The organism is Cellvibrio mixtus subsp. mixtus J3-8, assembly GCF_000766945.1.
Classification (GTDB): Bacteria; Pseudomonadota; Gammaproteobacteria; order Pseudomonadales; family Cellvibrionaceae; genus Cellvibrio; species Cellvibrio mixtus_A.
This window is the reverse complement of the sequence record NZ_KN266207.1, coordinates 385,751-411,184: the sequence shown is the minus strand read 5'-3', so window position 1 is coordinate 411,184 and position 25,434 is coordinate 385,751. Positions and strand designations below refer to the sequence as shown.

At 44.5% G+C, this 25,434-nt stretch carries 23 protein-coding genes; 8 read left to right on the top strand and 15 right to left on the bottom strand.

Translation table 11 applies throughout. The features are described from left to right. Positions 1-84: 84 nt before the first annotated feature. Complete coding sequence (locus tag A596_RS06735; RefSeq protein ID WP_039913371.1) at positions 85-2,232, bottom strand: hypothetical protein; 2,148 nt, start codon at positions 2,230-2,232, stop codon at positions 85-87. 521 nt (positions 2,233-2,753) lie between these two features. Between A596_RS06735 and A596_RS06730 the strand changes: the two genes are divergently transcribed. The 3 genes from A596_RS06730 to A596_RS06720 are packed head-to-tail and all read left to right on the top strand — an operon-like array spanning position 2,754 to position 5,665. After that, entirely contained in the window at positions 2,754-3,113 is a 360-nt protein-coding gene (locus tag A596_RS06730) for a helix-turn-helix transcriptional regulator (RefSeq protein ID WP_039913370.1), read from the top strand. After that, positions 3,113-4,426, top strand: coding sequence for a type II toxin-antitoxin system HipA family toxin (locus A596_RS06725; RefSeq protein ID WP_052417311.1), 1,314 nt, complete (start codon positions 3,113-3,115; stop codon positions 4,424-4,426). Before A596_RS06730 ends, A596_RS06725 begins: the two co-directional genes overlap by 1 nt. 42 nt (positions 4,427-4,468) lie before the next feature. Next, positions 4,469-5,665, top strand: a complete 1,197-nt coding sequence (locus tag A596_RS06720; protein ID WP_039913369.1) for a CvpA family protein — start codon at positions 4,469-4,471, stop codon at positions 5,663-5,665. A 1-nt stretch (position 5,666) separates the two neighbouring features. On the opposite strand, the gene lpxL is transcribed toward A596_RS06720, so the two are convergent. The 4 genes from lpxL to A596_RS06700 all read right to left on the bottom strand — a co-directional run bounded on the left by lpxL (position 5,667) and on the right by A596_RS06700 (position 8,830). Next, entirely contained in the window at positions 5,667-6,587 is a 921-nt protein-coding gene (gene lpxL / locus A596_RS06715; RefSeq protein ID WP_039914380.1) for an LpxL/LpxP family Kdo(2)-lipid IV(A) lauroyl/palmitoleoyl acyltransferase, read from the bottom strand. 122 nt (positions 6,588-6,709) lie between these two features. Beyond that, positions 6,710-7,480 carry a DUF481 domain-containing protein gene (locus A596_RS06710; protein ID WP_039913368.1) on the bottom strand — a complete coding sequence of 257 codons (771 nt, stop codon included), beginning with the start codon at positions 7,478-7,480 and terminating at the stop codon, positions 6,710-6,712. Positions 7,481-7,595: 115 nt separating this feature from the next. Further along, entirely contained in the window at positions 7,596-7,820 is a 225-nt protein-coding gene (locus A596_RS06705; protein ID WP_039913367.1) for a DUF2789 domain-containing protein, read from the bottom strand. Positions 7,821-7,951: 131 nt separating this feature from the next. Further along, entirely contained in the window at positions 7,952-8,830 is an 879-nt protein-coding gene (locus tag A596_RS06700) for an acyltransferase (RefSeq protein ID WP_039913366.1), read from the bottom strand. 97 nt (positions 8,831-8,927) lie between these two features. Between A596_RS06700 and lepB the strand changes: the two genes are divergently transcribed. Beyond that, entirely contained in the window at positions 8,928-9,557 is a 630-nt protein-coding gene (lepB, locus tag A596_RS06695) for a signal peptidase I (protein ID WP_039913365.1), read from the top strand. A gap of 30 nt (positions 9,558-9,587) precedes the next feature. Here lepB and A596_RS06690 read toward each other — a convergent pair whose 3' ends face one another. Next, positions 9,588-10,121, bottom strand: coding sequence for a 5' nucleotidase, NT5C type (locus tag A596_RS06690; protein ID WP_039913364.1), 534 nt, complete (start codon positions 10,119-10,121; stop codon positions 9,588-9,590). A 111-nt stretch (positions 10,122-10,232) separates the two neighbouring features. Further along, positions 10,233-11,408 carry an enoyl-ACP reductase FabV gene (gene fabV, locus A596_RS06685; protein WP_039913363.1) on the bottom strand — a complete coding sequence of 392 codons (1,176 nt, stop codon included), beginning with the start codon at positions 11,406-11,408 and terminating at the stop codon, positions 10,233-10,235. 181 nt (positions 11,409-11,589) lie between these two features. Here fabV and A596_RS06680 point away from each other — a divergent pair, with 181 nt between their 5' ends. Together A596_RS06680 and mgrA are read left to right on the top strand one after the other, a co-directional pair. Next, positions 11,590-12,000 (top strand): MAPEG family protein, encoded by a 411-nt coding sequence (locus A596_RS06680; protein ID WP_039913362.1) that lies wholly within the window; start codon positions 11,590-11,592, stop codon positions 11,998-12,000. Between the two features lie 145 nt (positions 12,001-12,145). After that, positions 12,146-13,159 carry an L-glyceraldehyde 3-phosphate reductase gene (gene mgrA / locus A596_RS06675; RefSeq protein ID WP_039913361.1) on the top strand — a complete coding sequence of 338 codons (1,014 nt, stop codon included), beginning with the start codon at positions 12,146-12,148 and terminating at the stop codon, positions 13,157-13,159. Positions 13,160-13,358: 199 nt separating this feature from the next. On the opposite strand, the gene A596_RS22000 is transcribed toward mgrA, so the two are convergent. The 6 genes from A596_RS22000 to A596_RS06645 form a co-directional block, all read right to left on the bottom strand. After that, complete coding sequence (locus A596_RS22000) at positions 13,359-14,066, bottom strand: DUF6445 family protein (protein WP_052417310.1); 708 nt, start codon at positions 14,064-14,066, stop codon at positions 13,359-13,361. A gap of 62 nt (positions 14,067-14,128) precedes the next feature. After that, a complete protein-coding gene (locus A596_RS06665; protein WP_039913360.1) occupies positions 14,129-15,631 on the bottom strand; it encodes a tryptophan halogenase family protein in 1,503 nt (500 codons plus the stop codon). 37 nt (positions 15,632-15,668) lie between these two features. Beyond that, complete coding sequence (locus tag A596_RS06660) at positions 15,669-16,385, bottom strand: SapC family protein (RefSeq protein ID WP_039913358.1); 717 nt, start codon at positions 16,383-16,385, stop codon at positions 15,669-15,671. Positions 16,386-16,479: 94 nt separating this feature from the next. Further along, positions 16,480-19,626, bottom strand: coding sequence for a TonB-dependent receptor (locus A596_RS06655; RefSeq protein WP_052417309.1), 3,147 nt, complete (start codon positions 19,624-19,626; stop codon positions 16,480-16,482). Between the two features lie 380 nt (positions 19,627-20,006). Then, a complete protein-coding gene (gene ung, locus A596_RS06650) occupies positions 20,007-20,696 on the bottom strand; it encodes a uracil-DNA glycosylase (RefSeq protein WP_039913357.1) in 690 nt (229 codons plus the stop codon). 83 nt (positions 20,697-20,779) lie between these two features. Continuing rightward, a complete protein-coding gene (locus A596_RS06645; RefSeq protein WP_039913356.1) occupies positions 20,780-21,382 on the bottom strand; it encodes a peroxiredoxin in 603 nt (200 codons plus the stop codon). Positions 21,383-21,674: 292 nt separating this feature from the next. Between A596_RS06645 and A596_RS06640 the strand changes: the two genes are divergently transcribed. Together A596_RS06640 and bfr are read left to right on the top strand one after the other, a co-directional pair. Then, complete coding sequence (locus A596_RS06640) at positions 21,675-21,965, top strand: bacterioferritin-associated ferredoxin (protein ID WP_326979674.1); 291 nt, start codon at positions 21,675-21,677, stop codon at positions 21,963-21,965. Between the two features lie 145 nt (positions 21,966-22,110). Further along, positions 22,111-22,581 carry a bacterioferritin gene (gene bfr / locus A596_RS06635; protein ID WP_039913355.1) on the top strand — a complete coding sequence of 157 codons (471 nt, stop codon included), beginning with the start codon at positions 22,111-22,113 and terminating at the stop codon, positions 22,579-22,581. A 76-nt stretch (positions 22,582-22,657) separates the two neighbouring features. Here bfr and A596_RS06630 read toward each other — a convergent pair whose 3' ends face one another. Continuing rightward, positions 22,658-23,482, bottom strand: a complete 825-nt coding sequence (locus A596_RS06630; protein ID WP_039913354.1) for a general secretion pathway protein GspB — start codon at positions 23,480-23,482, stop codon at positions 22,658-22,660. 3 nt (positions 23,483-23,485) lie between these two features. Continuing rightward, positions 23,486-25,192 carry an ExeA family protein gene (locus A596_RS06625; protein WP_039913353.1) on the bottom strand — a complete coding sequence of 569 codons (1,707 nt, stop codon included), beginning with the start codon at positions 25,190-25,192 and terminating at the stop codon, positions 23,486-23,488. Positions 25,193-25,434 lie beyond the last annotated feature (242 nt).

The following is a 25,434-nucleotide window of genomic DNA, read 5'->3' as shown; positions in this document are numbered from 1 at the left end:
CGGGTTATCCGGCATCATCAAGATCTTCAGCACCAACAAAAAAGCCCCGCCATCGCTGGCGGGGCTTAATCCAATCAAGCTCAATTAGTTATTACAGGCACCCAGGTTTTCCCACACGTGATAAACGCCGCTGTTCAAATCCGGGCGCTCATTCAGGGTCCACCATTTAGCGCGATACTTTTTGCCACTGTATTGCACAACGGTATTACCCCCATAGGGCGATGCCGAACTCCACTGCGGTAATGTGCAAATATCAGGTGCACCCGTCAAAGAGAAAGGAACCAGATCGGCAGTCTCAAAGATGCTGCCGGTGAGACTGGACTGCGCTGGCACTTCGGTAGAAACACCTACACCAATCTTGTCACCATTCACCAATAGCAGGTTTTGCAATGCAGATTTGGGAATAGCAAGCTGGAAAGTCGTCCAGCCACCATTAGCAACCCTGCGCCCCTGGAAGCCTGTTACCGGCAACCAGGTACCCACTTCAGAATACACACCGGATGCATTCGGGAAGGTTTCCAGTTTCATATATTGGTTGCTGTCAAAACCCCCAGGAGTCAAAACCACATGCAGGTTGCTATAACCATAAAAGAAACCATCAGCACCAGGATCAAGTGTCACACGCAGATTCGGTTGATCGCCCTGCACTTTCGCCCCTACATATAAATAGTTTGCATCCGCACCTATATGTAAATCCGAAGTATTACCTGCTGGAATAAAGCTTTGGGTTCCCGCTTTTGGCCAGGTACTGATATCCGCATTAACGTTTAAGGTTCCAAACGGAATATTCTGGTTTATGGCGTATAGCGGCTCTGCATCCAATTTGTCATTAACACCATCGCTATCGGTATCCGCAGCATTTGGGTTGGTGCCGCTGTAAATACCCGCCATGGCCTCTTCCAAATCAGTCAAACCATCTTTATCGGCATCCTTATTATTGGGGCTGCTGCCCAACCTGGCTTCAGTGATTGGCAAATCAATTCCATTGGGAACACCATCGTTATCAGTATCTTCAAATATTTTGGATTCAGCACTCTGACTTGCACCAAGCAACAAGAAGTTATCACGCCCCCAATGGCGAATTATCTTCGCATTCAAGTCTGCATCAATGCCGGAATCAGGAACAAACTCTCCCTGGTTTAATGCGTCGGATGGATGTGCATGTGGGTATTTGGCAAAACCATTACTCGCAAAGAATGAATCCACAACGTGATTGAACTCATGGATAGTGACAAACAGATTGTCCTGGATATCATCAAAAAAACCGACGGAGAAATAAGGCGTATTCCCCAGGACCGGCTCCCAATAGGCAGCATTTGCACTACTTCTTGATACCACCATGACTGCGTCGTATTGGTTATCCAGATAACCAAGTGCACGCAAATCGCTTTCCACCACCTCGCGTTTCACCCATCCCTCATTATCCACTTGCACATTGGCAGGCTGGTTGATGTAAACCGGTTGGGTATCAAAGGTGACCAGATAACTCATACCGGAATTGCGCCAGTAAAATTCAGTCACCTTATTCAGTTTGGGACGGAATACACCTTCGATATTAACTGGCAATTTAGGTTTGCTATTGGCATCCATGTAATAAACAACCAGCACTTTCGATTCCACATAGCCTTTAGGGCCATCAAGGAATTTCACACCATCTATATTCGCGGTAAAACCGTATTCCCAGGTATCAGCCTTGATTTCGATTTGATCCACATCAGCCAGGTTAGGTGTGCCCGTGCTGGTACGAATCCAGGACTGGTTTCCCGCTAACGGAATTTCGTAATAAACCCATGAATTATTTTTTATAAGGATTTGAGTTGGGGTATAGGTATAGGAACCACCTGACGTAGTCAGGGTAACAATAGGTTGATTTCCCTGAAAGCCGGTTGCAGAGCCTGCAACGCCGGCATTAGGGTTTTCAGTGTAAAGCCAAAAACCAAGGTGGGTTTTGCCCGAGGCGTTGAAGTTCAGGTTGGCAGAAGCAGGATAACGAACTCCTGTTCCAAACCCGCTTGCCGTTTCCAGGCGAATAGAGGAACTCCCATCCTTTACACGGGCAGAATCAAGGTAAACGTTGGCTGCAGCATTGTCGTCCGCAAATGCTCCCCATGCCGCCACATTACCCTCTGAAAACTCTTGTGCAATGACGGGTAAACCACACATCAAACTTGTTGCCAATAGCCATTTTGATGTTTGTTTAAATCGGTTGATGATTGTTAATGATTTTTTCATTTTATCAATAGCTCCCTATCAATGTTGTCAGTTAAAAAATGCATAGAAGTCCGTATCAACAAAACATCAAAATTGCCAATAAACCACTAGAGACATCGTTGTCTTTACAGCTTCCGGCACGCATAGTACGCAATGATTTATTACAGAAACAATAAAAAATTAATTTTTTTATGAAACTTTCATTATTTTTTTGTTACAGCATCTAAAAATTGTACAAAATGTTTTTAAACCATCAACTGATTAATCACCAGACTTACCACATGTACAGGTTCAGTTTTGCCTCATAAAAATCTCGGCGATAAGCGGAATTTACCTACGCCCGCCAAAGGACCATTCAGTGTTTAATTAACCTTTAAGGCTGGCCCAAAGCAGCGCGAGAAAAATAAAAGGTAATTTAATACCTAAAAAATCAAAAAATATGAATTAAAGGTAAAAAAAGACCTAAAATTGAAATTTAAAATAAAAGCTATTAAAATACCTTTAAAATGCTTAACAGCAAGTTATGAGGTAAAAAAATACCTATGAAATTCACTAACATGAGCAATATGGCAATTGCAGCTGAGTTGGGTAATCGCCTTGAGCACCTGCGCCTGCAACAAAACCTGACCCAGCAAGCCCTGGCAGCAGAAATAGGCATTACACCTAAAAGTTATCGCCAATTAGTCGCTGGCGGAGGAAAGCTGGAAAACATGATTGCCGCATTACGCGCATTAAATGCGCTGGAGCAGTTGGATAATTTTCTTCCCGAACCACCACCTAGCCCTCTAGCGCAATTGAGGCTACAGGGAAAGCAACGCCAGCGGGCACGTTCACGCCAGTACCCAAAAGAATCCGGCACCAATAATGATCATCGAATTGAAGAACAAGGGTTGGATTGGTAATGCAAAACCTCGCGGAAGTCTGGTTGTGGGACAAAATGGTTGGCGCCCTTGCCTGGTCGCCGGAAAACAAATTAGCCAGTTTTGAATATACATCGGAATGGCAGGAAACCGGGGTGCAAATTTCCCCGTTGCATATGCCATCACGACTGAATGACCAATCGATTTTTCAATACCCAAACCTTAATCCGGCAACCTATAAAGGTTTGCCAGCCTGTTTTGCGGATACCCTTCCCGACGACTTTGGCAATGCCGTTATCAATGCCTGGCTAGCTCGTATTGGTCGCGATTCACAAAGCTTTAACCCATTGGAACGATTACTTTATAGCGGCAAACGCGGTATGGGCGCACTCGAATATGCGCCGGCATTGCGCCAGGCTAAAAACGCCAACGATAAACTGGAACTTGAATCACTGATCCAATTGGCACAACAAGTTCTTGACCAGCGCGCAGGTGTCAGCAGCAATCTATACCAACCCGGCAACGATGACCTGACAGCAATTTTACAAGTAGGGACTTCCGCAGGTGGCGCACGCGCAAAAGCATTGGTGGCGATTAATGGATCGCGGACGGAAATCCGTTCCGGCCAGGTCGATGCGCCGGAGGGTTTTGAACAATACTTGTTGAAATTTGATGGCGTAGTTGAACACGGTAACCAACGCGAAACCTTTGGCGACCCCCAGGGTTTTGGACGAATGGAATACGCCTATTACCTAATGGCAAAAGATGCAGGGATTAACATGACGCCTTGCGAGTTGCTGGTTGACGGATCGCGTGCGCACTTTTTAACGAAGCGCTTTGATCGCATCGGCAACCATAAATTACATTACCAATCACTTTGCGCAATGGATCATGCAGATTTCAAACAACCCGGCCATTACAGTTACGAACAGCTTTTTGGTGTTGCGCGACAATTGCGTTTAAAACGCGCTGATGCGGTGGAAATTTATCGCCGCATGGTATTTAACATCATTGCACGCAATCACGATGATCACAGTAAAAACATTGGGTTCCTGTTGCCCGGGCCGCGCACAGATTGGCAACTGGCTCCTGCATTTGATATTGCCTATAGCTACAAACCCGGCTCCCCCTGGGTTAACTTGCATCAACTCAGCATGAATGGCAAGCGCGATAACTTTATGATGGAAGATTTTCTCAGCACCGCAAAACTGATTAGCAATTTCACGAAAGAGGCTAAAGCGATTATCCAGCAAGTATTGGATGTAGTTAGCCAATGGGAAAATTATGCGCAACAGGTTGAAGTGAAACCGGAATTTGCCAGCGAGATAAAACAACATTTACGACTCAAGTGGTAACACCCATTTATCACCAGAAAAATTCAACAACGGAAACCTATTATGCACATTAGCACGATTGTTTTTTTTGCATTGTTAGCGTTCTTCACCTGGCGTGGCTATCAAAAAGGGTTTATTGAGGCAATCACCCGAATTCTCGCCTTTATCGTCGCCTATCCTGCCGCAATATTTTTTAGCCGGCCTTTTGCAAAATGGTTGATGGCAAACACCCCCCTGGATGGGATTCTGGTTTATTTCATCGCAGGTTGTACAATTTTTATAACGGTAAGCCTGCTCGTCACAGCATTGCTGAATTTGTTATCGAAATTAATTCCAGACAACAAAGCAACCGAGCTGGGTTCAAAAATTGGCGGCGCCGGTGTGGGCGTATTCATGGGGGCAATTATCGGTTTAGTCGTGGTATATGCACTGGGTTTGATAATTACACCCGAGCCAAGCACATCCACTATCGCCACTAAAACACCCACCGGGCAGGATATTCAACCTGCTACAAATACTGGCCTGGCACCCGGTGTTCCGGGAATAAAAGACCTGGAAAAACATCGGGATTCTTTTATTGAGGCAAGTGCAAAAAAATTAATCGGCAACGCCGCTGCAGCAGCAGTGGATTTAGCATTAGATGATAAAACCACAACCCAGGTTACCAAAGCATTTGTTCAAGACCCGCAATCCATGCTTACTCATGTCCAACAAGTTACTAATAATGGACAGTTACAAAAATTAATGGCGGATGAAAAAGTTCAATCAATTATGTCTAGCGGCGACACCCAAGCATTGATGCGCGATCCGGCATTTAAAGAATTAATCGATAATCCCAGTGTACAAGCCTTGATGGCGCAGTCCGATGTGGACAGCAATACCGGCTCGCAAGCCGCTGCCGAAAAAATGATAACAGCATGGAACCGAGTGCAAACACTGAAAGACGATCCGCGGGTTATCGCTATTATCAGCGACCCGGAATTTCAACAGCAGTTAAATTCACCCAATAAATTGCAACTGATGATGAATCCAAAATTAAATCAACTGACTGAAATTATCTTTAGCAGTGAAGCAGCGCCAGTAAACAGAACGACCAAATATCAAGTACAGGAAGTGAATCAAATCAAGCAGGCAGAAATGCCTGACGTGGCAACCCCAAATGAAACACCAAAAAAAGAAGAAAAGGCACCGGTAACTATTTATCGTTGGACCGATGAAAACGGGCGAGTACATTATTCTGACAAACCCGTTAACAAATAAATCAATAAATTTTGGGCTCGCCTTCAGGCCGCGTTTTAAAGCGCGGCTGGGCCCACAAATATTGCTCGGGCACTTTCAAAATTTCCTGTTCAAAATATTCATTAATGCGACGTGCATCCGCGAGCTCGTCACCTGTAGGGTAATTTTCAAAAGGAGGATGAATGACTACTTGATATCCTTTGTTATTCTCAAGGCGGTATTGAGAGAAGGGAATAATTTTTGCGCGCCCCATGCGCGCAAATTGCGCAGTAGCGGTGACAGTAGCAGCTGGCACGCCAAAGAAAGGAACAAACACCGAAATTTTTTCACCCATATCGCGGTCAGGTGCATACCAAATCATCCTTCCTTTGCGCAACTGGGTCACCATGGCACGAACATTGTCACGGGCAAATGCAATTCCACCGGGAGCATAGGCTTCGCGCCGTACTTTCTGTACATAATCAAAAACCGGATTTTTGTGCGGCGTATACATACCATCGTAATTAACATAAATACCCAGCATAGCACTACCAATATCAAGCGTGGTTAAATGCATACTTAACAGCATTGCCCCCTGCCCTTCTGCTTTTGCCTGCTCTACATATTCAACACCGGAGATAGTAAATAATTTACGCAACCGGGATTTGGCCCAGAAAAATCCGATACCGGTTTCAAATACTGCAATCGCCGTGGATTCAAGATTTTTTTGCAAGAGCGCTTCAATCTCTTGTTCTGACTTATCCGGAAAACATAATTGCAAATTGGTGCGCGCCATCACCACACGTTTTTTATTCAGGTTCAATAACGGTGTTAATGCACGGGCCATCCCCATCTGCCAGGAATAAGGCAGCTGTGCAATTAAAAACCAGAGACCAAAACCAATCCAGGTTGGCCAATGGCGAGGGGCGAGTAAAGCGCGGGAGAAATCAGGGGCTGCAGACATAGGCATCAATAATTCAATAGAAGTAAACGAATTATAACGGCTGGTGCGCAAAGCGCCTAATTAAGGCATTAACGCATCAATTTGCCCATGTTAAAGAAAACATGGGCAAATCATAGTAAGGGTTAAAAGTTATACACCAGATTCACAAACGTGGTGGTATCGGTTTTCTCTTTACCTGGCGCGACATCGGTATCGTTGGCAACCGCAAATCCCACTTTCATTTTCATTGCTTCGGTGATTGACGAGGACAATGAAGTTTCCGATTGGGTACGAGTGTTATCAGAACCGGATTCAACACTAATCGTTTGTTTAAATTCTGCAGTTGCAGTGATTTTCCATTCCAATGCGGTGGCTGCACGCAGCATTGCACCGGATTCGTCGGTCAGTGTATCCGGAATAGCCGGGTCATCGCTTTCAATGACTTTTTCGCCTTCAAAATAACCCGGGCCCGCTTCCACAAACCAATTGAGCGTTGGGCTGGAATATAGCCAATCACCATAACCAAGGGCAACGGTGCTGTAACTGCGATAAGCACCAAACTCATCGTGTGTATGTGAACCAAAACCAAACAAATAGGACTTTTCAACACCAATCAAATAAGCAAATTTGGCAGAGCCGAAATATTTTTCAGCCGTTTTTTCCTTGCTGGTGGTGCCATCATCTTTGGTCACTTCGTCTTCTTTAAACAAGGAACTGAGGATGTATTGGTTCTCCCATTTTTCCAGGTTTTGTTTTGCATCCAGCTTAACCTGAACGCTGGTGGTCTCGGTATTTCCCGAGGTGGCTATAGCCCCCAGATCTACTTCAACATCCCACGGGCGTTTTTTTTCATCTGCGGCAAAAGCCGCTGCCGAAATAACCGACAACACTAAAGCAAGTGATATTTTTTGCATAAATTTAATTCCTGTTACCGCTTTTGGAAGGCCGAACCTTAGCATAAAAAACCTAAAGCCCAAATAAAACGACCGGCACTTTGGCCGGTCGTTCCAATGCGGGAAGGGAAATTTCTTAGTCGCGCAACAAGCAATTAAGCTCATCCACAACTTCAGCCCAATCGGAATACTCCTGACGGGCTTCACGCAGGAATGCCGCTTGTTCGGCAGACCAGAAGGTTGCGCTAGCCAAAGGCTCGGCTTGCGGTAATGGGCGATGCTTTTCGATGAAAGCGTCTATCGCAGCGGGAGAGTTGGGCAGGCCTAGCTTGGCAAAAAGATCACTCAGTGTGTAAAACATGCGGCCCTCCTGTCGATATTTACGGAAACAAATCTAATACTGCAAGTTAAACTACAACCACATAGCTAAAAATTGCAAAATCGTTCCGTCGATAGAATAACGTTATTGGCAGTGAGTTTCCTAGTTTATTTTTATTGTCGTTGCGACAGTATTTCAATAGTTTCATCTTTCTGTTGCCACAACGTATTTACCCACTGCTGAAAGCGTGCACGAAATGCCGGATCGCCTTCATAATCACCCAATAAATCGGCAGGAATTGGCAATTGCCGCACTTGCACACGAATTGTTTTTACATTTCCACGCACATAATCCCAATAGCTTGGAATTCCACCTTCATAATGGATTGTCACATCCAGCAACTGATGCAATTGGCCATCCATTGCATTTAACGCAAACGCCAAACCACCCGCCTTCGGCATCAATAAATGCCGGTAGACAGCCCCTTGTTGCTGGTGTTTTTCCGACGTAAAACGTGTGCCTTCCAGAAAGTTAATAATTGTTACCGGGTGATGACGAAAACGCGCACACGCTTTGCGCGTACGCTCAAGATCCCTGCCTTTAAGTGATGGATCGCGTGCTATTGCTGCTTTGGAATGCCTGCTCATGGAGGGGAAATCCAGCCCCCAGAGTGCCAACCCTAACACCGGAACCCACAAAAGGCTGCGCTTGAAGAAGAATTTTACCCCGGGGATGCGGGTACCAAAGGTACGCACAACAATCAATATATCAGCCCAGGCCTGGTGATTAGCGACCAGCATATACCACTCCTTCGGGTCCAGATTCCCAACCCCCTCAATCTCCAGGCGCGTAGGCAGCAACCAGTTTTGTTGCGCATTATTTACCCATATCCAGAAATTTGCGCACGCATCCAAACAGGGATTAAGCATATGTTGCCAGGCAGGAATTGGTATCAGCCGCAACAGCGCAAAAAACACAATGGGGATAGTCACCATGATAATGGTGATCGAAAAAATCGCCGCAATTAAAATACCGCGTAAACTCGCAAGCATAAGCACTAAATCCTGTGAACCCGGATTAAAAAACAAAGTCAAATCTGACGCGTATTTTTGTCTATTCCAGCATTTGGATCAACTTGAAGGATAAACCATGAAGAAATTATGGGCCGAACATCGGGGGTTTATTGTTTTTTTTGCGCTGATGTTTTGTTTTCGCAGTGCTATTGCTGACTGGAGTGATGTTCCCAGCGGTTCAATGAAGCCAACACTCCTGGAGGGTGACCGGATAAGCATTAATAAAATGGCTTATGACCTGCGCATTCCTTTTTCGCATATTTCCCTCTACAAAATTGCCGACCCCGCACGCGGAGACATAGTCGTGTTCGATTCAAAAGCAGCGGATAAACGCTTGGTGAAACGCGTGATTGGCCTGCCCGGTGATACTGTTGCGATGGAGAACAATCGTTTGTTAATTAATGGGCAAAAAGTTGATTACCAACCACTATTGGCAGGCGACCAATTGGAATTACTGCCGGGAAAAAATCATTCGCTCAGGGTTAACTCACCCTCATCCCGCTATGCTAATTTTGATCCGGTGAAGGTACCCGCTGATCATTATTTAATGCTGGGCGATAATCGCGATAACAGTGCCGATTCACGCGTGATAGGTTTTGTACCACGCAATGAATTGGTGGGACGTTCCCGCGGAGTGGTATTGTCGCTCGACTACGATAATTATTTTTTACCACGCACGGAACGCTTTTTTAAGGAACTGAAATAATTTCCTGCGTTAACGCGATTATTAATGAAGTTATTGCTCACGAAAATAATCGCGTATCTCCAACCAGTCATTTACGCGCACGTCCGCCGCTTCCAATACATTATGCGACGCAGTATATAAAATTCCCTGCCCTACAAAACCTTCAAAATGGCGGGAGCTATCGTCGATTAAAAAGTCCGCTTGTAGAATATTTTTCTTACCGCAAAAAATAAAATTCATTGGCGATAAAAACGGTAGATATTTACGCAACCATTCATATTTTGCCGAAAATGATGTGGGATGTTCCATAGCAGCAGTGGCAATGACAATCTCATAGCGCTCATGCAATTCTGCAATAACGTCAATTGCGTGGGGATGTGGAGGGAGTTCTTCAAAAAACGCAGGATTATCCGGGTAAGCGCGTACCCGCGCAACATGGGCCTCCGGGACTTTTTGGTAAATTTTAAGCGCGTACAAATCCGCTTTGGTGAGGTTTTGTTGAAACTCGGTGTTGTACCAATCAAGATGACGAGCCAGTGTGTCGCAAATGGTCTCGTCCATATCAATCGCAATACGTTTACTCATTTCTATCCCTTAAATTAAAAATAAACAGCTTAATAAAAAATCCCCGCACATGGCGGGGATCTATTATTGCTCAAAAAACCAGATATTAATCTGTAACCGGAAGCCCGCCAGTTAAAAGTTGGTTTGCACCAAGGGTGTTGTTTCCGCATCGTAATCGACAGTTTTTATACCGAAACCAAACAAACGCAGGAACTCAGCTTTGTAGCCTTCAAAATCAGTCAATTCAAACAGATTTTCTTCTGTGACTTTGTCCCAGATTTCCTCTACTTTGCGCTGTACAGAAGGATCTAATTCCAATTCATCTACGCGGTAACGGTTACCATCATCCAGGCGCGGATTATTCGAATACAAACACTCGGTAAACAAACGCTGGATCTGCTCAATACAGCCTTCGTGGGTACCCTGCTCTTTCATCACTTTAAATAAAATTGCAAGGTATAACGGCATTACCGGAATCGCAGAGCTCGCCTGGGTCACAACGGCTTTCAAAACAGCAACACGTGCATTACCACCGTGTTTTGCGCTCAAGGTTTTTGCCGCGCGATCCAGGTCTTCTTTTGCTTTACCGATGGTTGCCTTGCCATAAATTGGCCAGGTTAATTTATCGCCGAGATAGGTATAGGCGACTGTCTGGAAATTATCGCTCAACAAATCAGCACCTTTGAGGGCATCAATCCACAACTCCCAATCTTCACCGCCCATCACTTTAACGGTGTTGGCAATTTCTTCATCAGACGCAGGCTCAATAGTGACATCAGAAATTTTCAAGGTGTCAGTATTCAGGTTTTTTGATGTGTAGGATTTACCGATTGGCTTTAATACTGAATTAAAAACCTCTCCGGTTTTTGGATCGGTACGACGGGGAGACGCAAGACTGTAGATCACCAAATCTACTTTGCCGATACCATTTTTCAGGGTTTCAATCACTTTCTCTTTGCAAGCATCGGAAAATGCATCGCCATTAATCGTTTCAGCGTACAAACCCTCGGCCTTTGCAGCATCGTGGAAAGCAGAGGTATTGTAATAACCTGCGGTCGCCGTTTTGGATTCGCTCGGCTCTTTCTCAAAACATACGCCCAGCGTATCTGCACCGCCACCAAACGCAGCGGTAATACGGGAAGCCAAACCAAAACCGGTGGAGCTGCCCAACACCAATACTTTTTTGGGGGCACCAGCAACGGGACCTTTGGCCTTAGTGAAAGCGATTTGCTCTTGAACATTGGCAGCACAACCTTGTGGATGCGCATTGGTACAAATAAAACCGCGAACTTTTGGCTTGATAATCATGGAGTTATCCTATGGTAATCGATTTGAAGTCAAATTCCGGAGCGCCCTGGCCCACGGGAAAAGGCCGCCATTATAGGCCTTCAACGCCAGAATGTCCCATCGGGCTAAACACTGGAAACTTTGGCTGCCATCTGGGCTATAGTGAATCTGAAGAATAACCCCCAACAGAAGGAACAGTTTCATGCTCTACGCAATGTTTGCCATGGTATTACTTACCTTTGGTGTCGCCTTTCGAATGATGTTTCTGCGAATCAAAGCCATCAAAACCGGTCAGGTTAGAATCAGCCAATTTCGATTAAACACTGGCGAAATGCCGACGGAAATTGCGCAAGCTGCACGTAACTACAGCAATCTATTTGAAATTCCGCTGCTATTTTACATCGCGGGAACCATTGCCATTGCAATGCATGTTGAATCTACGTCCATGGTGGTTTGTGCATGGCTATTTGTGCTCTGCCGCCTGGTGCATAGCTGGATCCACCTTACGTACAACAACGTAATCCACCGTATGTGGGCGTTCGTGGCCAGTAATGCCTGCATTCTGATTATTTGGGGATTATTGTTGTTAAAACATTCACTTGATTGGGTGTAATCCAGTGCTACTCATCTTTACACTCTCCGCGGATTTGCAATGAGTTGCTTTCAGTTAAAATGCGCCGCTTAAAAGAATGCGCCGCTCATGTGAACATTTGCATGAGTCAGGTTTGCAAGTCACCATCCAATGGCCAGGACAACCAATGATTACTCACGAACCCAATCCAGTTTATGTAGCAAATCCCGAACGTTACACAACCATGAAATACCAACGCTGTGGCAAAAGCGGATTGCGCTTGCCGCGTTTGTCGCTCGGGTTATGGCAAAACTTCGGTGCTGTTGACCCGCAATCCAACGCTCGTGCAATGCTGCGTCGGGCATTCGATTTAGGTATCACCCATTTCGATTTGGCCAACAATTACGGCCCTCATTTCGGTTCTGCAGAGCAAACTTTCGGCAATATTTTTGCACAAGATTTTGTGCGTTATCGCGATGAATTAATTATTTCCAGCAAAGCCGGTTATGACATGTGGCCAGGCCCTTACGGCATTGGTGGCTCGCGCAAATATCTGGTCAGCAGTTGCGATCAAAGCTTGAAGCGCACCGGCCTCGATTATTTCGATATTTTTTACCACCACTGCATGGACCCGGAAACACCCATCGAAGAAACCATGCAGGCATTGGATTTTATTGTGCGTTCCGGTCGCGCACTCTACGTTGGCATTTCCAATTATCAGCCCGCGCAAACCAAAGAAGCCGTGCGCATCCTGCGTGAGTTAGGTACACCGTTATTAATCCATCAGCCACGTTACAACATGTTTGATCGCTGGATTGAAAATGGTTTAACCGATGTTTTGAAAACAGAAGGCGTAGGCTCGATTGTATTCTCGCCATTGGCACAAGGCGTACTCACCAACAAATATTTGAATGGCATACCCGCAGACTCCCGTGCGGCTCGCCCGGAATTAATTTATCTAAACAACAAAGACATCACCCCAGAAAAAATCCGGAAAGTACAAGCACTCAATGCCATTGCTGAAACTCGTGGTCAATCGCTAGCACAAATGGCTATCGCATGGACATTAAATAACGATGCTGTTATCACCTGCCTGATCGGCGCCAGCCGTCCTGCGCAAATTGATGATTCAGTAGCTGCACTGAACAATCTGGAATTTAGTGCTGAAGAATTGGCGAAGATTGATGGTATTTTGAAGTAAGCTTTTTTGTTCAACACCTAAAAATTTCGGCCCATTAAGGGCCGAATTTTTTATCTTTACCGAGAAACAAAAAAGTTTCTAAAACTATGTTTTGGCTCGATCTACGGAGCGTAAATTAGCATCAATATTTTTCTCTTGCTAACCGTACAGATCAATAGAGTTGATTGACCGCCTACAATTTTTCTAAATTACTATTAATCTATTTAAATTCAAAAAACGATGTAACCGTAAGCCGGCCGGTCGCAGGGCTGGGGTCAAAATTATAATCCGCACCGATTTTCCCACAGTGAAGGCTCGTCCCCCTATACATAAGCAATCGATTAAATACTGCATCAAATGAGGCGATTTCCTCAAATTGATCGGTGGAGCCACTGATATAGCCTTCCGGGTATGTATCTTCTGTGGGAAATCGTTCTTGTATTTTTTCTATGTAACTGGAATAGCGCTGCTCATCAACATATTCAAAGTTTGTTGGCCTATGGCGATACAACGAGGTGCCCATATTCGGAACCGATTGTAGATAATGCACAAACGCCAAACCTTTGCGCGATGGAGAGTCGAAATGCGGGATTCGTTGCAATAAATCAAGATCATTTTGGCGCGTTGTTATTATCGAAAACCTGGAAACAGCTTTCTTGATTTGCCTCACCTCTAAATTAAAAAACTGCTCCATAAAGAAGCCAAAATTTTTAACAAGAGCCATGGTATATTCCTGCGGAACTTGCATACGAACACCGGGATAAAAAGAGTCTGCTCGCGCAAACTCATTTATCTGCACAGCACATTCTTTTAACGCCAGGGCCCCTTTAAGGTAATTATCAACCAATAGAACTTCCTGTTGCTCATTGCCAACCTTATAGCATTCAATATTGGCATCCTCGCAAAGCCCGTACTCAATCGGTCTCATACAATTCTCTATATTTTTAACTCTCAATACTTCATGTAAACCAAAAGACAAACAAGCCTTTTTTAAACCGGTGCCCTTGCCTTACAGAATTGATTGATAAATTCTTGATGAGAAGGCATTGCCGATACTTTTTTATGCACGTCGTCCCTCAAGAATGCAAGGAAGCCTTTCAACTCCTTTTCTTCCATCATATCGACAACCGGATGATAGGCGGTAGGCATAATACCTTGCCCCATCATTACCTGGACCCAGGAATCGTTTAAAAATAATTCTTTGTCTTCGAGCATAATTGCGCCAGTATCTTTGAATAATTGTATTCGACGCGCCAGGATTTCAGGTATCTCCATATTCTTACAATAACGCCAAAATTCAGTGTCTTCACGGTGGGTCGCGTGGTAATGCAATACAACAAAATTACGGGCACGATCCATTTCTGCACTTGATTGCCGATTAAACTCATCCACATTAGACATAGAAATTTCATTTTGTGGGAAATACCGCATCAAACGATAAATGGTAGACATGGCTAAATGGATTGAGGTTGATTCAAGAGGCTCAATAAACCCTGATGCCAGCCCTACGGCAATACAGTTTTTATTCCAGGACTTTATGCGACGCCCCGTTTTATATTTAATCACGCGCGGCTCGGTAACCGGGCGACCTTCCAAATTATTCAACAACGTGTTGATGGCTTCATCATCTGAAACATGCCGGCTGGAAAAAACCAAACCATTTCCCGATCTGTGTTGCAGCGGAATACGCCACTGCCATCCAAAATCGTGCGCAATTGCCTGGGTATAAGGTCTTGGCGATCGCACATTTTCCGTTTGTAGTGCAACCGCAGAATCACAGGGAAGATAATGACCATAGGGCACATAGGGTGTATTTAACGCACCATCAATAAGCATTGCTTTGAAACCGGTACAATCCAGGAATAAATCGCCCGCTATTTCTTGTCCATCTTTCAATAACAACGACTTAATATAACCATTTTCCGGAGAGAGGATGACCTTATCAATAAACCCTTCAACATGCTTCACTCCAAGTTTTATAGAAAAATTTTTCAAATAATCCGCATATAAATTTGCATCAAAGTGGTAGGCATAATTAACGCCATCATTTTCGCCACTACACTTTTCCAAACTGGCGGCTTTAGACTCAGGGCAGTAATCACCAAAGGGAATATTTATGCCGTATTTTTTTCCTGCAAACCAAAAATGCTGGAACTGGCATGCCCAACACTCTTTTCCGGTAAGCCCGAAAGAGTGAAAGTATTTATCACCCTTGTTAGCCCAGTTACTAAACTCAATACCTAACTTAAATGTTCCTTGAACACTAGCCATCAATTCCTGGTCATTAATACCCAACAGCTTATGAAATACTCGCAGTGTGGGGATAGTTGCTTCGCCCACGCCAATCCGCCCAATGTCTGGCGACTCAATCAGAGTGATATCCAGATTTTTTCCGAGCACCTTGGAGATAGCTGCAGCAGCTAACCAACCAGATGTTCCACCACCTGCGATAACAATTTTGCGAATAGAGTTCGTTGCTGTATGTTCGTTCATATCCAGGCTCATTTTTATTGATTGTTCGTAGGCTAACTTACTTCGTTTTTGCGTTTTTGATATCAATCAAACGTTGAATATTATTCACAGAGTCAGCAACATTATAGGCAAGTGACAAGAACCCGGATCTGTGCAATTCAACTACTGCATCATTTTCCAATGCAGTTAGCTTTTCAATGTGCACTGTATAACCGGCATCAAATTTAATCGTAGTCCCATGACCTAAATCAATTTCCAACCTAACCCGCTCAAGAAGATCGTATTTTAAAAAGGCTTCAATCATAGGCTCAAGTAGCTCTGAACCTTTATGGCGCGCCAGCAACACATCTCTTACGTCATTTAAGGTTGTGGAGCTAGTGCCATCATCCTTGAAAAGTGCAGGAGTTACGTTTGGCTGGATTCTTGAATCATTTAGATCCACATAAACAACGAGCCTTTGTTCTGTTTCTTGTTGCTGAAGCCCAATAATAAAAGGACCCTGCTTCACAGCGAGAGGAATGTAACGTGTACTCCAATTTGAGTTCTCATCAAGGAGGAGATTTTCATGCTCTTCAAATCCCAATAAGACTACTGGCAAAAAGCGGCCAGTCTCAGAATCTTTACGAAACAAAATTGGGTATTCTCGTTGAGCTTTGGCAAATTCATTAGGCAATATCATCACTGCGCCGACCTGGTGTCCGTATGAAGAGCCGTATTTTTCTGTATATCCAAGATTTTTATGTTGCTCAACGTTTAGCGGTTGAAAGTTTTTCATTTTATGTTCCGTTTTCTCACTTGACCTAAAAATGCGTGACCTAAAAAAATGCCGCTCAAAGGAGCGGCATTCTCTTTACTTACATCAATGACTATTAGAAATTGTAACGCGCAGAAAGCGCATAACGAGCCTCTAACACATCGACAGTTCTTACTTGCTGCTTGGTACGACCATAAACTTTCTTGTCATCACCTAGCACGTTAGTACCTTCCAAAGCTACCGTGAAATCATCAGTAATTTTGTAGCCTATATTAAAGTCAACCTGACCGTAGTCTTCTGTAAACTCAGGCTCACCGTTGAAGTTTGCATTACTCAGGAACTTGTCGCGCCAGTTGTACGCAATACGTGCTTGCCATTGATTTTTTTCGTAGATACCAACCACGTTAGCCGAATCACTCAAGCCAGTCAGCGCAAATTGAGTAGCAGCGCCTGGTGCTGAGTTGAGGTCGTAGCTAAAATCGCTATTAACGATTGTGTAGTTAGCTTGAATACCAAAACCACTATCGCCGAAGAAGTGTTGACCTGCGAATTCCCAACCGTTCAACACAGCATCTTGAGAGTTTACAGGTACGGTAGTGATATTGGTAACACCTGGATCACCTGCTACAGCAACAATATCTACACCGTTACTGTACTTCAAGTAACCCTCTTCAGTGCCCGAAGCAATGCCTCCCGCACCACACAATGTTTTATCTGTCCCGGTATTCACGCAACCCTTATCGGTGCCGTTCATCCTGGCCACCTGTTCAAACAAGTTTCTGTCAGTTACTGCAAGACCAGCAGCCCTCAATGCATTTGCAGCGGCGATTGCACGTGGACCAGCACTTGGATCCAATGTGCCTGCGTAAGTAACCGTAGTATCTTCTGAACCAATGAAGTTAGGTACACGCTTATCGAAGAAACCAATAGAAACATAATCAGAATCGTTGAAGTAATATTCAAGCGACAAGTCCAGGTTGTTGGACTCAATTGGCTTCAGCTTAACGTTACCGTCGCTACTAAGACCCGGTAAGCCGCCAGCCAATACTGGACCTCTTGCTGCATTGCCTGCTGCACCCATTTGTAACTGGTTGTAGCTTGCACGAGAGATCGTTTTACTGGTTGACGCACGAGCAATCAGTTCATCACTGATATGGAAGGTTAAGTCCAGATTGGGAAGCACATTGGCATAATGATAATCGCTAACGGTATACGGGAGAGAATCAGCCGCCCCAATAGCACGATTGTTGAAATCCCTATCGGCAGTCCACGTGATCTCTCTTGGAGATACACGTGAATAAGACTCTACATCGGTTCTTTCATAACGAACACCAGCAGAAACATTCACCTCCATATCACCCAAGGTGCCATCTAGGTTGGTTTCAACGTAGGCGGCCTGGATATCTTCAACAATCTTACGGTCAGTACCGTCGATTTTAGCAGCTGCATAGGGAACCTTATCCGGAGATTCAGCAAACATTTGCTTAGCCACCGCATTAAAGTTGGTAACGCGCACACCAGTAATATCTGATGTAGCTTTATCACCGTTGTAACCTACGCTTGAAAAGAAATCCTTGCTTGCAGCTGACAAGTTAGAGTTATAACCATCAAAATAATCGTTGAAATTAATCAACTCAAACCAATCAGGATTAATATCACCCGCTGCTGCAACACTCCAACCCCCCTTCATTGTTGCGTTACCAATGTCGGATTGCCTTTGAATTGATTCGGTTTGCTGTGCATCTATACCAAAGTTAATAGAGCCTGAGTCTGAAAACTGGTACTCACCAGAAACCTTACCCTGGGTAACTTCTTGCCAGGAACGAGCACTAACCAACTGGCTAATGGTAGAACCCACATCGCTCTTCTTGATGCTACCGTTATTGAGAACACTAGCAATAAGAGGCAAATCACCACTCATGTCCAAACCTTGGCCAATCAACGTGTTTACGCCTATGCCAAGCGTAATGTTTGTGCCCGGCGCATCCCAAGGAGTTGCACTTGCTTTGGAGCGGTGAACGTCAAGTGCAAGGCTCAACTCATCGGTAACATCAAACGCTACGTTAAGGCCTACGTCATCCAATTTGCTCTTAACTGAACGTAAGGAGTTTTTCAGCGCGATATCACGAGGGGAATATGTGCCTACGCCAGTCACTGGATTCACATTGTAGTTAGACTGCCACATGTAAACAGGAGACGTAGTGATTGTGCTGTCATCCCACTTCGCACCATTCGTTGCCCATGCACCGTCAGAGAACCATAAAGAGTAAATGCTGTGCAGCGATTGGGTTTTAGTTTCTACATTCAGGTAGTCAAGCGTGGCGGTGATCTTATCAGTGGGTCTGAATTGCAATGTCAACAAAGCGTTGTCACGCTCACGTGTCGTATCAGTATGGAAAAAATTCGCTTCCTGGAGACGTGTAGCCACTTCACCAGAATTGGGAACAAGTGGATCAAGTTTAGTTGGTTCGTTAATTATAACCGCGTCCGCAGAATAACCATTGTTGAATATGGCGCCGCCTGGATAGTATTGGCGTCTATCACCCCAACCACTATTGGCAAAACCAGAGCGAGCGCTGTCACGTTCTTGATGAGCTAATGACAATGATGCCCCAAACATCTCATCAGACCAACTAACGAAACCAGACACTTCTGGAGTAACATCATCACCAGTGTCGTTAGACTCATCCATTAACGCCTTACCACCAACCGATGCTTTAAAGCCTTCATAATCGAATGGCTTGGCAGTGGACAGGTTTATCGTTGCGCCAATACCACCGGTAGGAACACTTGCCTTGCCAGTTTTGTACACTTGCACACCTGAAACAGATTCAGAGGCAATATTGCTCATATCAAATGAGCGGGTGCTTTCAACGTCACCGCCTTCAATTACAGACGCTGATGACAATTGTCGGCCATTCAGAGTAACCAGGTTGTATTGTGGGCCGAAACCACGAGAAGTAATCTTGGCACCTTCGCCATTATTACGATCAATAGAAATACCGGTGATGCGCTGTAACGATTCAGCCAGGTTTGAATCTGGCATTTTGCCGAGGTCTTCCGAAGAGATGGCATCAACAACACCCGCTGCGTCACGCTTGACATCGACTGCACGAGTCAAAGAACCGCGAATACCAGTCACCATTACTTCTTCAACTGAATCGTCTTGAGCGTAAGTCAGACCACTGAAGCTGGCCGCTACAGCTGCAGATGCAACTGCGGTAGCCAGGAGTTTTTTCTTAAAGCTTATAGTTTTGTACATGGAGCTCTCCTTTATTATCGTCAGGAATTATTTTCCGGTACACACATGCCTGAAAACCCGGCAATCTGTGGCCTGGTGTTCAAACATTTTCGCTTTCGGAATGAAGGCGAATCCTCTCTGCTGGTCTAGTTATTTTGATTTTTACTCTAGAACACTTTTTAAAATACAAAAGAAAAACAGAATCTTTTTTACAGATAAATGTTATTTGGTGATTTGATGAGACACATCTCACATCCACTACATTTAGATTGCGCACAAAACTACTACTATGTGACAGCGCTGTCAATTATTTAAAAAAGGAATCCAGTGTAAAGATTGGCGGAAAATATCACCTTTAACTTATAGTCAAAAAAACAATAAATGTTTTATTTTCTAAGGACTTAAGGCAACTGCCAATTGATTGGTGCTTTATTGATCTGCTGTAAATACTGGTTGGCTTTTGAGAAGTGCCCACAACCAATAAATCCACGATGTGCTGATAACGGTGAAGGATGCGGGGCCTTAAGGATTAGATGTTTGCGGGGATCAATGAACGCCGCTTTCTTTTGGGCATAACTACCCCACAATAGGAACACAACCCCCTGGCATTGCTCATTAACAAGTTGAATTGCTTTATCGGTAAAAATTTCCCACCCTCTGCCCTGATGCGAACCAGCCCTTGCCTGCTCTACAGTCAAGGTCGCATTAAGCAATAGCACACCCTGGTTGGCCCATGCCTGAAGGCACCCGTGCGGCGGAATAGCCCCCCCCAAATCCCGATGCAACTCCTTGAACATATTCTGTAACGATGGCGGAGCAGGAATACCCGGTTGCACCGAAAAGCAGAGGCCATGTGCCTGGTTAGGACCGTGATATGGGTCTTGCCCCAGGATAACAACCTTTACCTGATCCAGCGGTGTGCTGTTAAATGCATTGAATATATTTTTAGAGGCAGGATATATCACCTTTCCCTGCTGCTTCTCTGCGAGTAGAAACGCTTTAAGCTGTTTCATGTAAGGTTGTTCAAATTCATTCGCAAGATGATTTAACCAACTTGGATGGAGATCTATTTTTTTTGTGGTTTCAGACATGGTGATTTCCCGCAAATAAGCTCGCCAATAAAAAGCCCGGCATTGACCGGGCTTTTTACAAGACCAGGCTCTAAAAGTAAAACCTAGAGTTTATCTGCGTGCTCAGCCAGATATTTAGCAACACCTTCTGGCGATGCATCCATACCTTTATCACCATCTTTCCAGCCAGCAGGACAAACTTCACCGTGTTGCTCGTGGAAAATCAATGCATCAACAGTACGGATAGTTTCATCGATATTGCGACCAATTGGCAGGTCGTTAACGATTTGCGAACGCACAACACCCGCTTCGTCAATGATGAAAGTACCGCGGAAAGCAACACCGTCAGCAGACTCTACATCGAATGCCTTGGCAATCTCGTGCTTAACGTCAGCAACCAATGTGTATTTAACCGGACCAATACCACCTTCATTTACTGGAGTATTACGCCATGCGTTGTGGGTGAATTGGGAATCAATAGAAACACCAATTACTTCTACATTGCGTTTTTTGAACTCTTCCACGCGGTGGTCAAATGCCAGCAGTTCAGATGGACATACAAAGGTGAAGTCCAAAGGATAGAAGAACACAACTGCTTTTTTGCCCTTGGTAGCAGCTGCGAAGTTGTAACCGTCTACGATCTCGCCGTTTGCCAATACTGCTGCTGCAGTAAAATCCGGTGCTTTTTTACCTACTAATACGCCCATAACAATGCTCCTGATGGTTGATAGGTTAATCGGTGAATAAATACCTGTTTCAGCGGCCATGAGTGTATTCAATTTGTATGAATAATTTATGGCCAGTTATTGATTGAATGGTATTTATTGATAGTGCGCCGCTATCATACACAGACCATAGTGAGTGTCATATTGATTTTGTATATAACGCTTACAAGAGTGCCGCTATTACAAAAACATTGGCGTAATTATCATCAAACATTGGTTGGGTTATATTAACGAATAAAAAATTATTTCAAACAGGAATTTATCTCAGCACCTATTGACACCAATTATCATTAACATTAAATTTAAGTGGTTGATGTTTGTTCATCTAAAACCACTTAATCAGAGCTTTCCGTTTATGTACGTTTGTGTATGCAAGGGTATTACTGACCGCCAAATCAAAGCAGCTATCAATGATGGGGCCAGCTCTCTTGGTCAATTGCGTAAGGCATTAGGTGTTGCCAGCCAATGTGGTAAATGTTCTGTAATGACGCGCGAACTCCTTGATGAAGCATTAAGCGTCACCCCGATGATCAATGGCCTGCCCCAATTTTATGCTGTGGCTTGATAAAGCCACACAAACACAAATCTAAATCGTTGCCATTTTCAGTATTTTTTCCTTCAACATCAATCACTTAGAAAACACTTCCGCTTGACATCACTCTCCCTTAAGGCCAGACTTTGTTTCTGTTTTAGCCCATAAGGAGAGCACCATGAAAGGTGATCCACAAGTTATCGCCGTATTAAACAAAGTGCTGGGTAATGAGCTTGTAGCTATTAACCAGTATTTCCTTCACTCCCGTATGTATAAAGATTGGGGCCTGAAAGAACTGGCCGACCACGAATACCATGAGTCCATCGATGAAATGAAACATGCCGATGCATTGATCGAACGCATCCTATTTCTCGAAGGTTTGCCGAATCTGCAAGACTTAGGCAAATTGCATATCGGTGAAGATACTGAAGAAATGCTCAAATGTGATTTAACACTGGAACTGAGAGCTATTCCGGATCTGCGTGATGGCATTCTCATCTGTGAAGGCGTACGTGACTTCATTAGCCGCGATTTATTGAAAAGCATTCTGGAATCTGAAGAAGAACACGTAGATTGGCTCGAAACCCAATTGTCGTTAATTGGTAAAGTGGGAATTCAAAATTACCTGCAAGCCAAAATGGAAGGTTAATTTCCATTGCATCTCTTACCAAAATAATAAAGGAGCCGATTGGCTCCTTTATTATTTTTATAGGCTGCAAATTTCATTACATGTTGATCCAGCCATTCAGCGCTCGTAATTTAAAAATCACATTCCCACGTTTAAGCACAACACCATCCTCAAATATTTCTTGTACAACTAATTGGCTCGATGCAGCAATATTTCCAACACCTAATGTTTGTCCGTTAATGACAACAGTGCTTACACCGCCTGCTAAAAAATTATGCCGCTGGTAACTAATGGTAGGAATTTGTTGTTTGGTATTCCAGGGCAACTCATTAAAATCCTGAACATTCACAATATTGGCAAACGTGCGTGACGGTAAAGTCTCGGCAGCGACCCGCCCGGTGTTAGTAATATGAGTTGGCTCTTCGACAACAGCCGGTAGATTAACAAATGGATCTTCAATGGATTCAGAAGCGGCTGGTTCTTCAGCAGTATAGAGCTCATTGATTTGCGGATCGGCAGAAGGGGCTGACTGGGCCTCAGGAGCAGCATAAAGCTGTTCAACTGCTGCCGTCGGCCTAGGAGATATTATTGACTCGACTGGCTTGGTTTCAGCAATCGTTTGTACCTCTTCTGCTTTTGTTGTGGTCCGACTGCTTTCCTCGACTGACGGTTGCGACGATGCATCAGCTTGTGGCTGCGGGGGCGAAACAGTGGCAGCACCTGGCTTGGCAACAAACCAATAAACAGAAGCGATCAGCGCAACGACTGCAAAAAAAATAGCAACATACAATCCATATTTATTACCGGTTTTTTCTTCGACAATGGTCACTGTCGATGAATGGACAGTATTTAAACCAGGTACGCTATCCTGGTTCTTACGCTCGTTATCAGCGCGATTCAAGGCATCCAAAATGAGTGACATAAACTACAGCCCTTGAGCCTTGATATGTTGTTGAAGTTTTTGTTCATTTAATTCTGCCAGGGGTTTATCCATTCCCAAGGCTTCATTCAAACGCCGTAAGGTTTGCTCATTAAAAATCCCATCGGGAATAATGCCATTGTTGGCCTGGAACAACTCAATCCGCTTTTGCAAACGGTCAGTAAAAAATTGCCGGGTTAAGGGTGCAGGTTGCTGATCCAGCTTTGCGAACTGCTCTGCAACCCAGGTTACCAGCTCACTCCGATCACCTACTTGCAAGCTTCCTTCAAAGCCCGCAGGACGCGACCAGACATATAAAAAATCGCCATTCCATTGGGCAACCAGTTCGCTCCAGGTGATAACTTTTTCCACGCCATCAACCAAAAACAACGCGTGATCTTCACTCAAACCAATAAGCAATGCATAAACCCATTTTTTATCGGACGTGGAAAGTGTCATTATTCCAGGTCGATTCAATTCTTTTAATTCATCCCATGAACCTAATCTGGCTTTGGCACATTCATATGTCGATTTATTCAATGATGTGCACGGAGATTTTTTATCAATTGCGTTCAATCCAGTAAATTTAAACAAAGCCAGTTGTGCCGCAATCTGGTCGCGTGTTGCAACAGCGGTTAAAACATTTTCTATGTGTGGTGTTTTTGAAGTAACTGATGATGCAACGTTGCTGGATGCAGCCCGCCGCGCATCCAATACATTTCCCGCCGCTAATACATTCGTATCAACTGAAGAGTGCTGGGCGTTCGTCATGCCGGCATTTGCAGATGGATGATCCGGAACTAAAAACCAAACTATTGTCATTGCCACTAATACAAGCCCGACAAAGACAGCATGCCAGGAGGTACGCGAAGCAGCCGCTTCCTTTTCTTCCTGGTGGGTAGCAGTTCCGGCAACTTCTTTCACCGCAGCGGCAAAAATTTGTTTATCTATTTGATGGCGATTTTGTGCGTAGGCACCTAATAACAAACGTTCGCAAATTACATTAATCAAACGGGGAATACCGCCACTGAATTCGTGAATTTTTTTAATAATAGAATCACTGAATGGAATTTGGTGATCGGCGATGCCGGCAACTTTCAAGCGGTGGTAGATATAAGCCTTGGTTTCAACGAGGCTCAACGCCTCCAAATGAAAACGCGCAGTGATGCGCTGTGATAATTGGCGCAAGGCCGGACGCGCCAGTAATTTTTTTAATTCCGGCTGCCCCACCAACATAATTTGTAATAATTTTTCTGTGGTGGTTTCCAGATTCGTAAGCAATCGGATCTGCTCCAGCACTGGCACTTTTAGTAGTTGCGCTTCATCTATCAATAAAACGGTTTTGCGGCCTCTACGATGGTTATCCAGCAAAAACTGATTGAGTGCGTCGGTGAGTACTTTTACTGTTAGCTCATCGGCAATATAACCCACACCCAATTCGTCGCAGATAGTAGAAAGCAACTCAGGCGCGCTGGCCATGGGGTTTAGAATAATGGCGATATCGGTATTGTCTGGTAATTGCTCAAGCAAACAGCGAATTATCGTCGTTTTACCGGTTCCCACTTCGCCAGTCAGCATCACAAAACCACCGTTTTGTATCCCGTAAAGCAGGTGTGCCAACGCCTCCCGATGCTGATCACTCATAAAGAGATAGCGCGGGTTTACGGCAATGGAAAACGCGGGTTCTTTCAGCCCAAAAAATTCATGGTACATAAATGCTTACAAGTCTTTTAAATACTTATTGTCATAATGAACAGACCGGAATCGGCTGTGCCGCCGAATCATATCAGGCCTGAGATTACACTGTTACTCTCTTGTTCCATGGCGATGGCTTAAAACAACAGTTTTACATCTATACAGGCCTGTTTGATTGCCCGAAAAGCCCCAAATTGGTACCATTGCGGCCTTTTTAAACAGGCACCCGTTTGCCTCTCCGCTTTCCCGCCGTTTTTGAT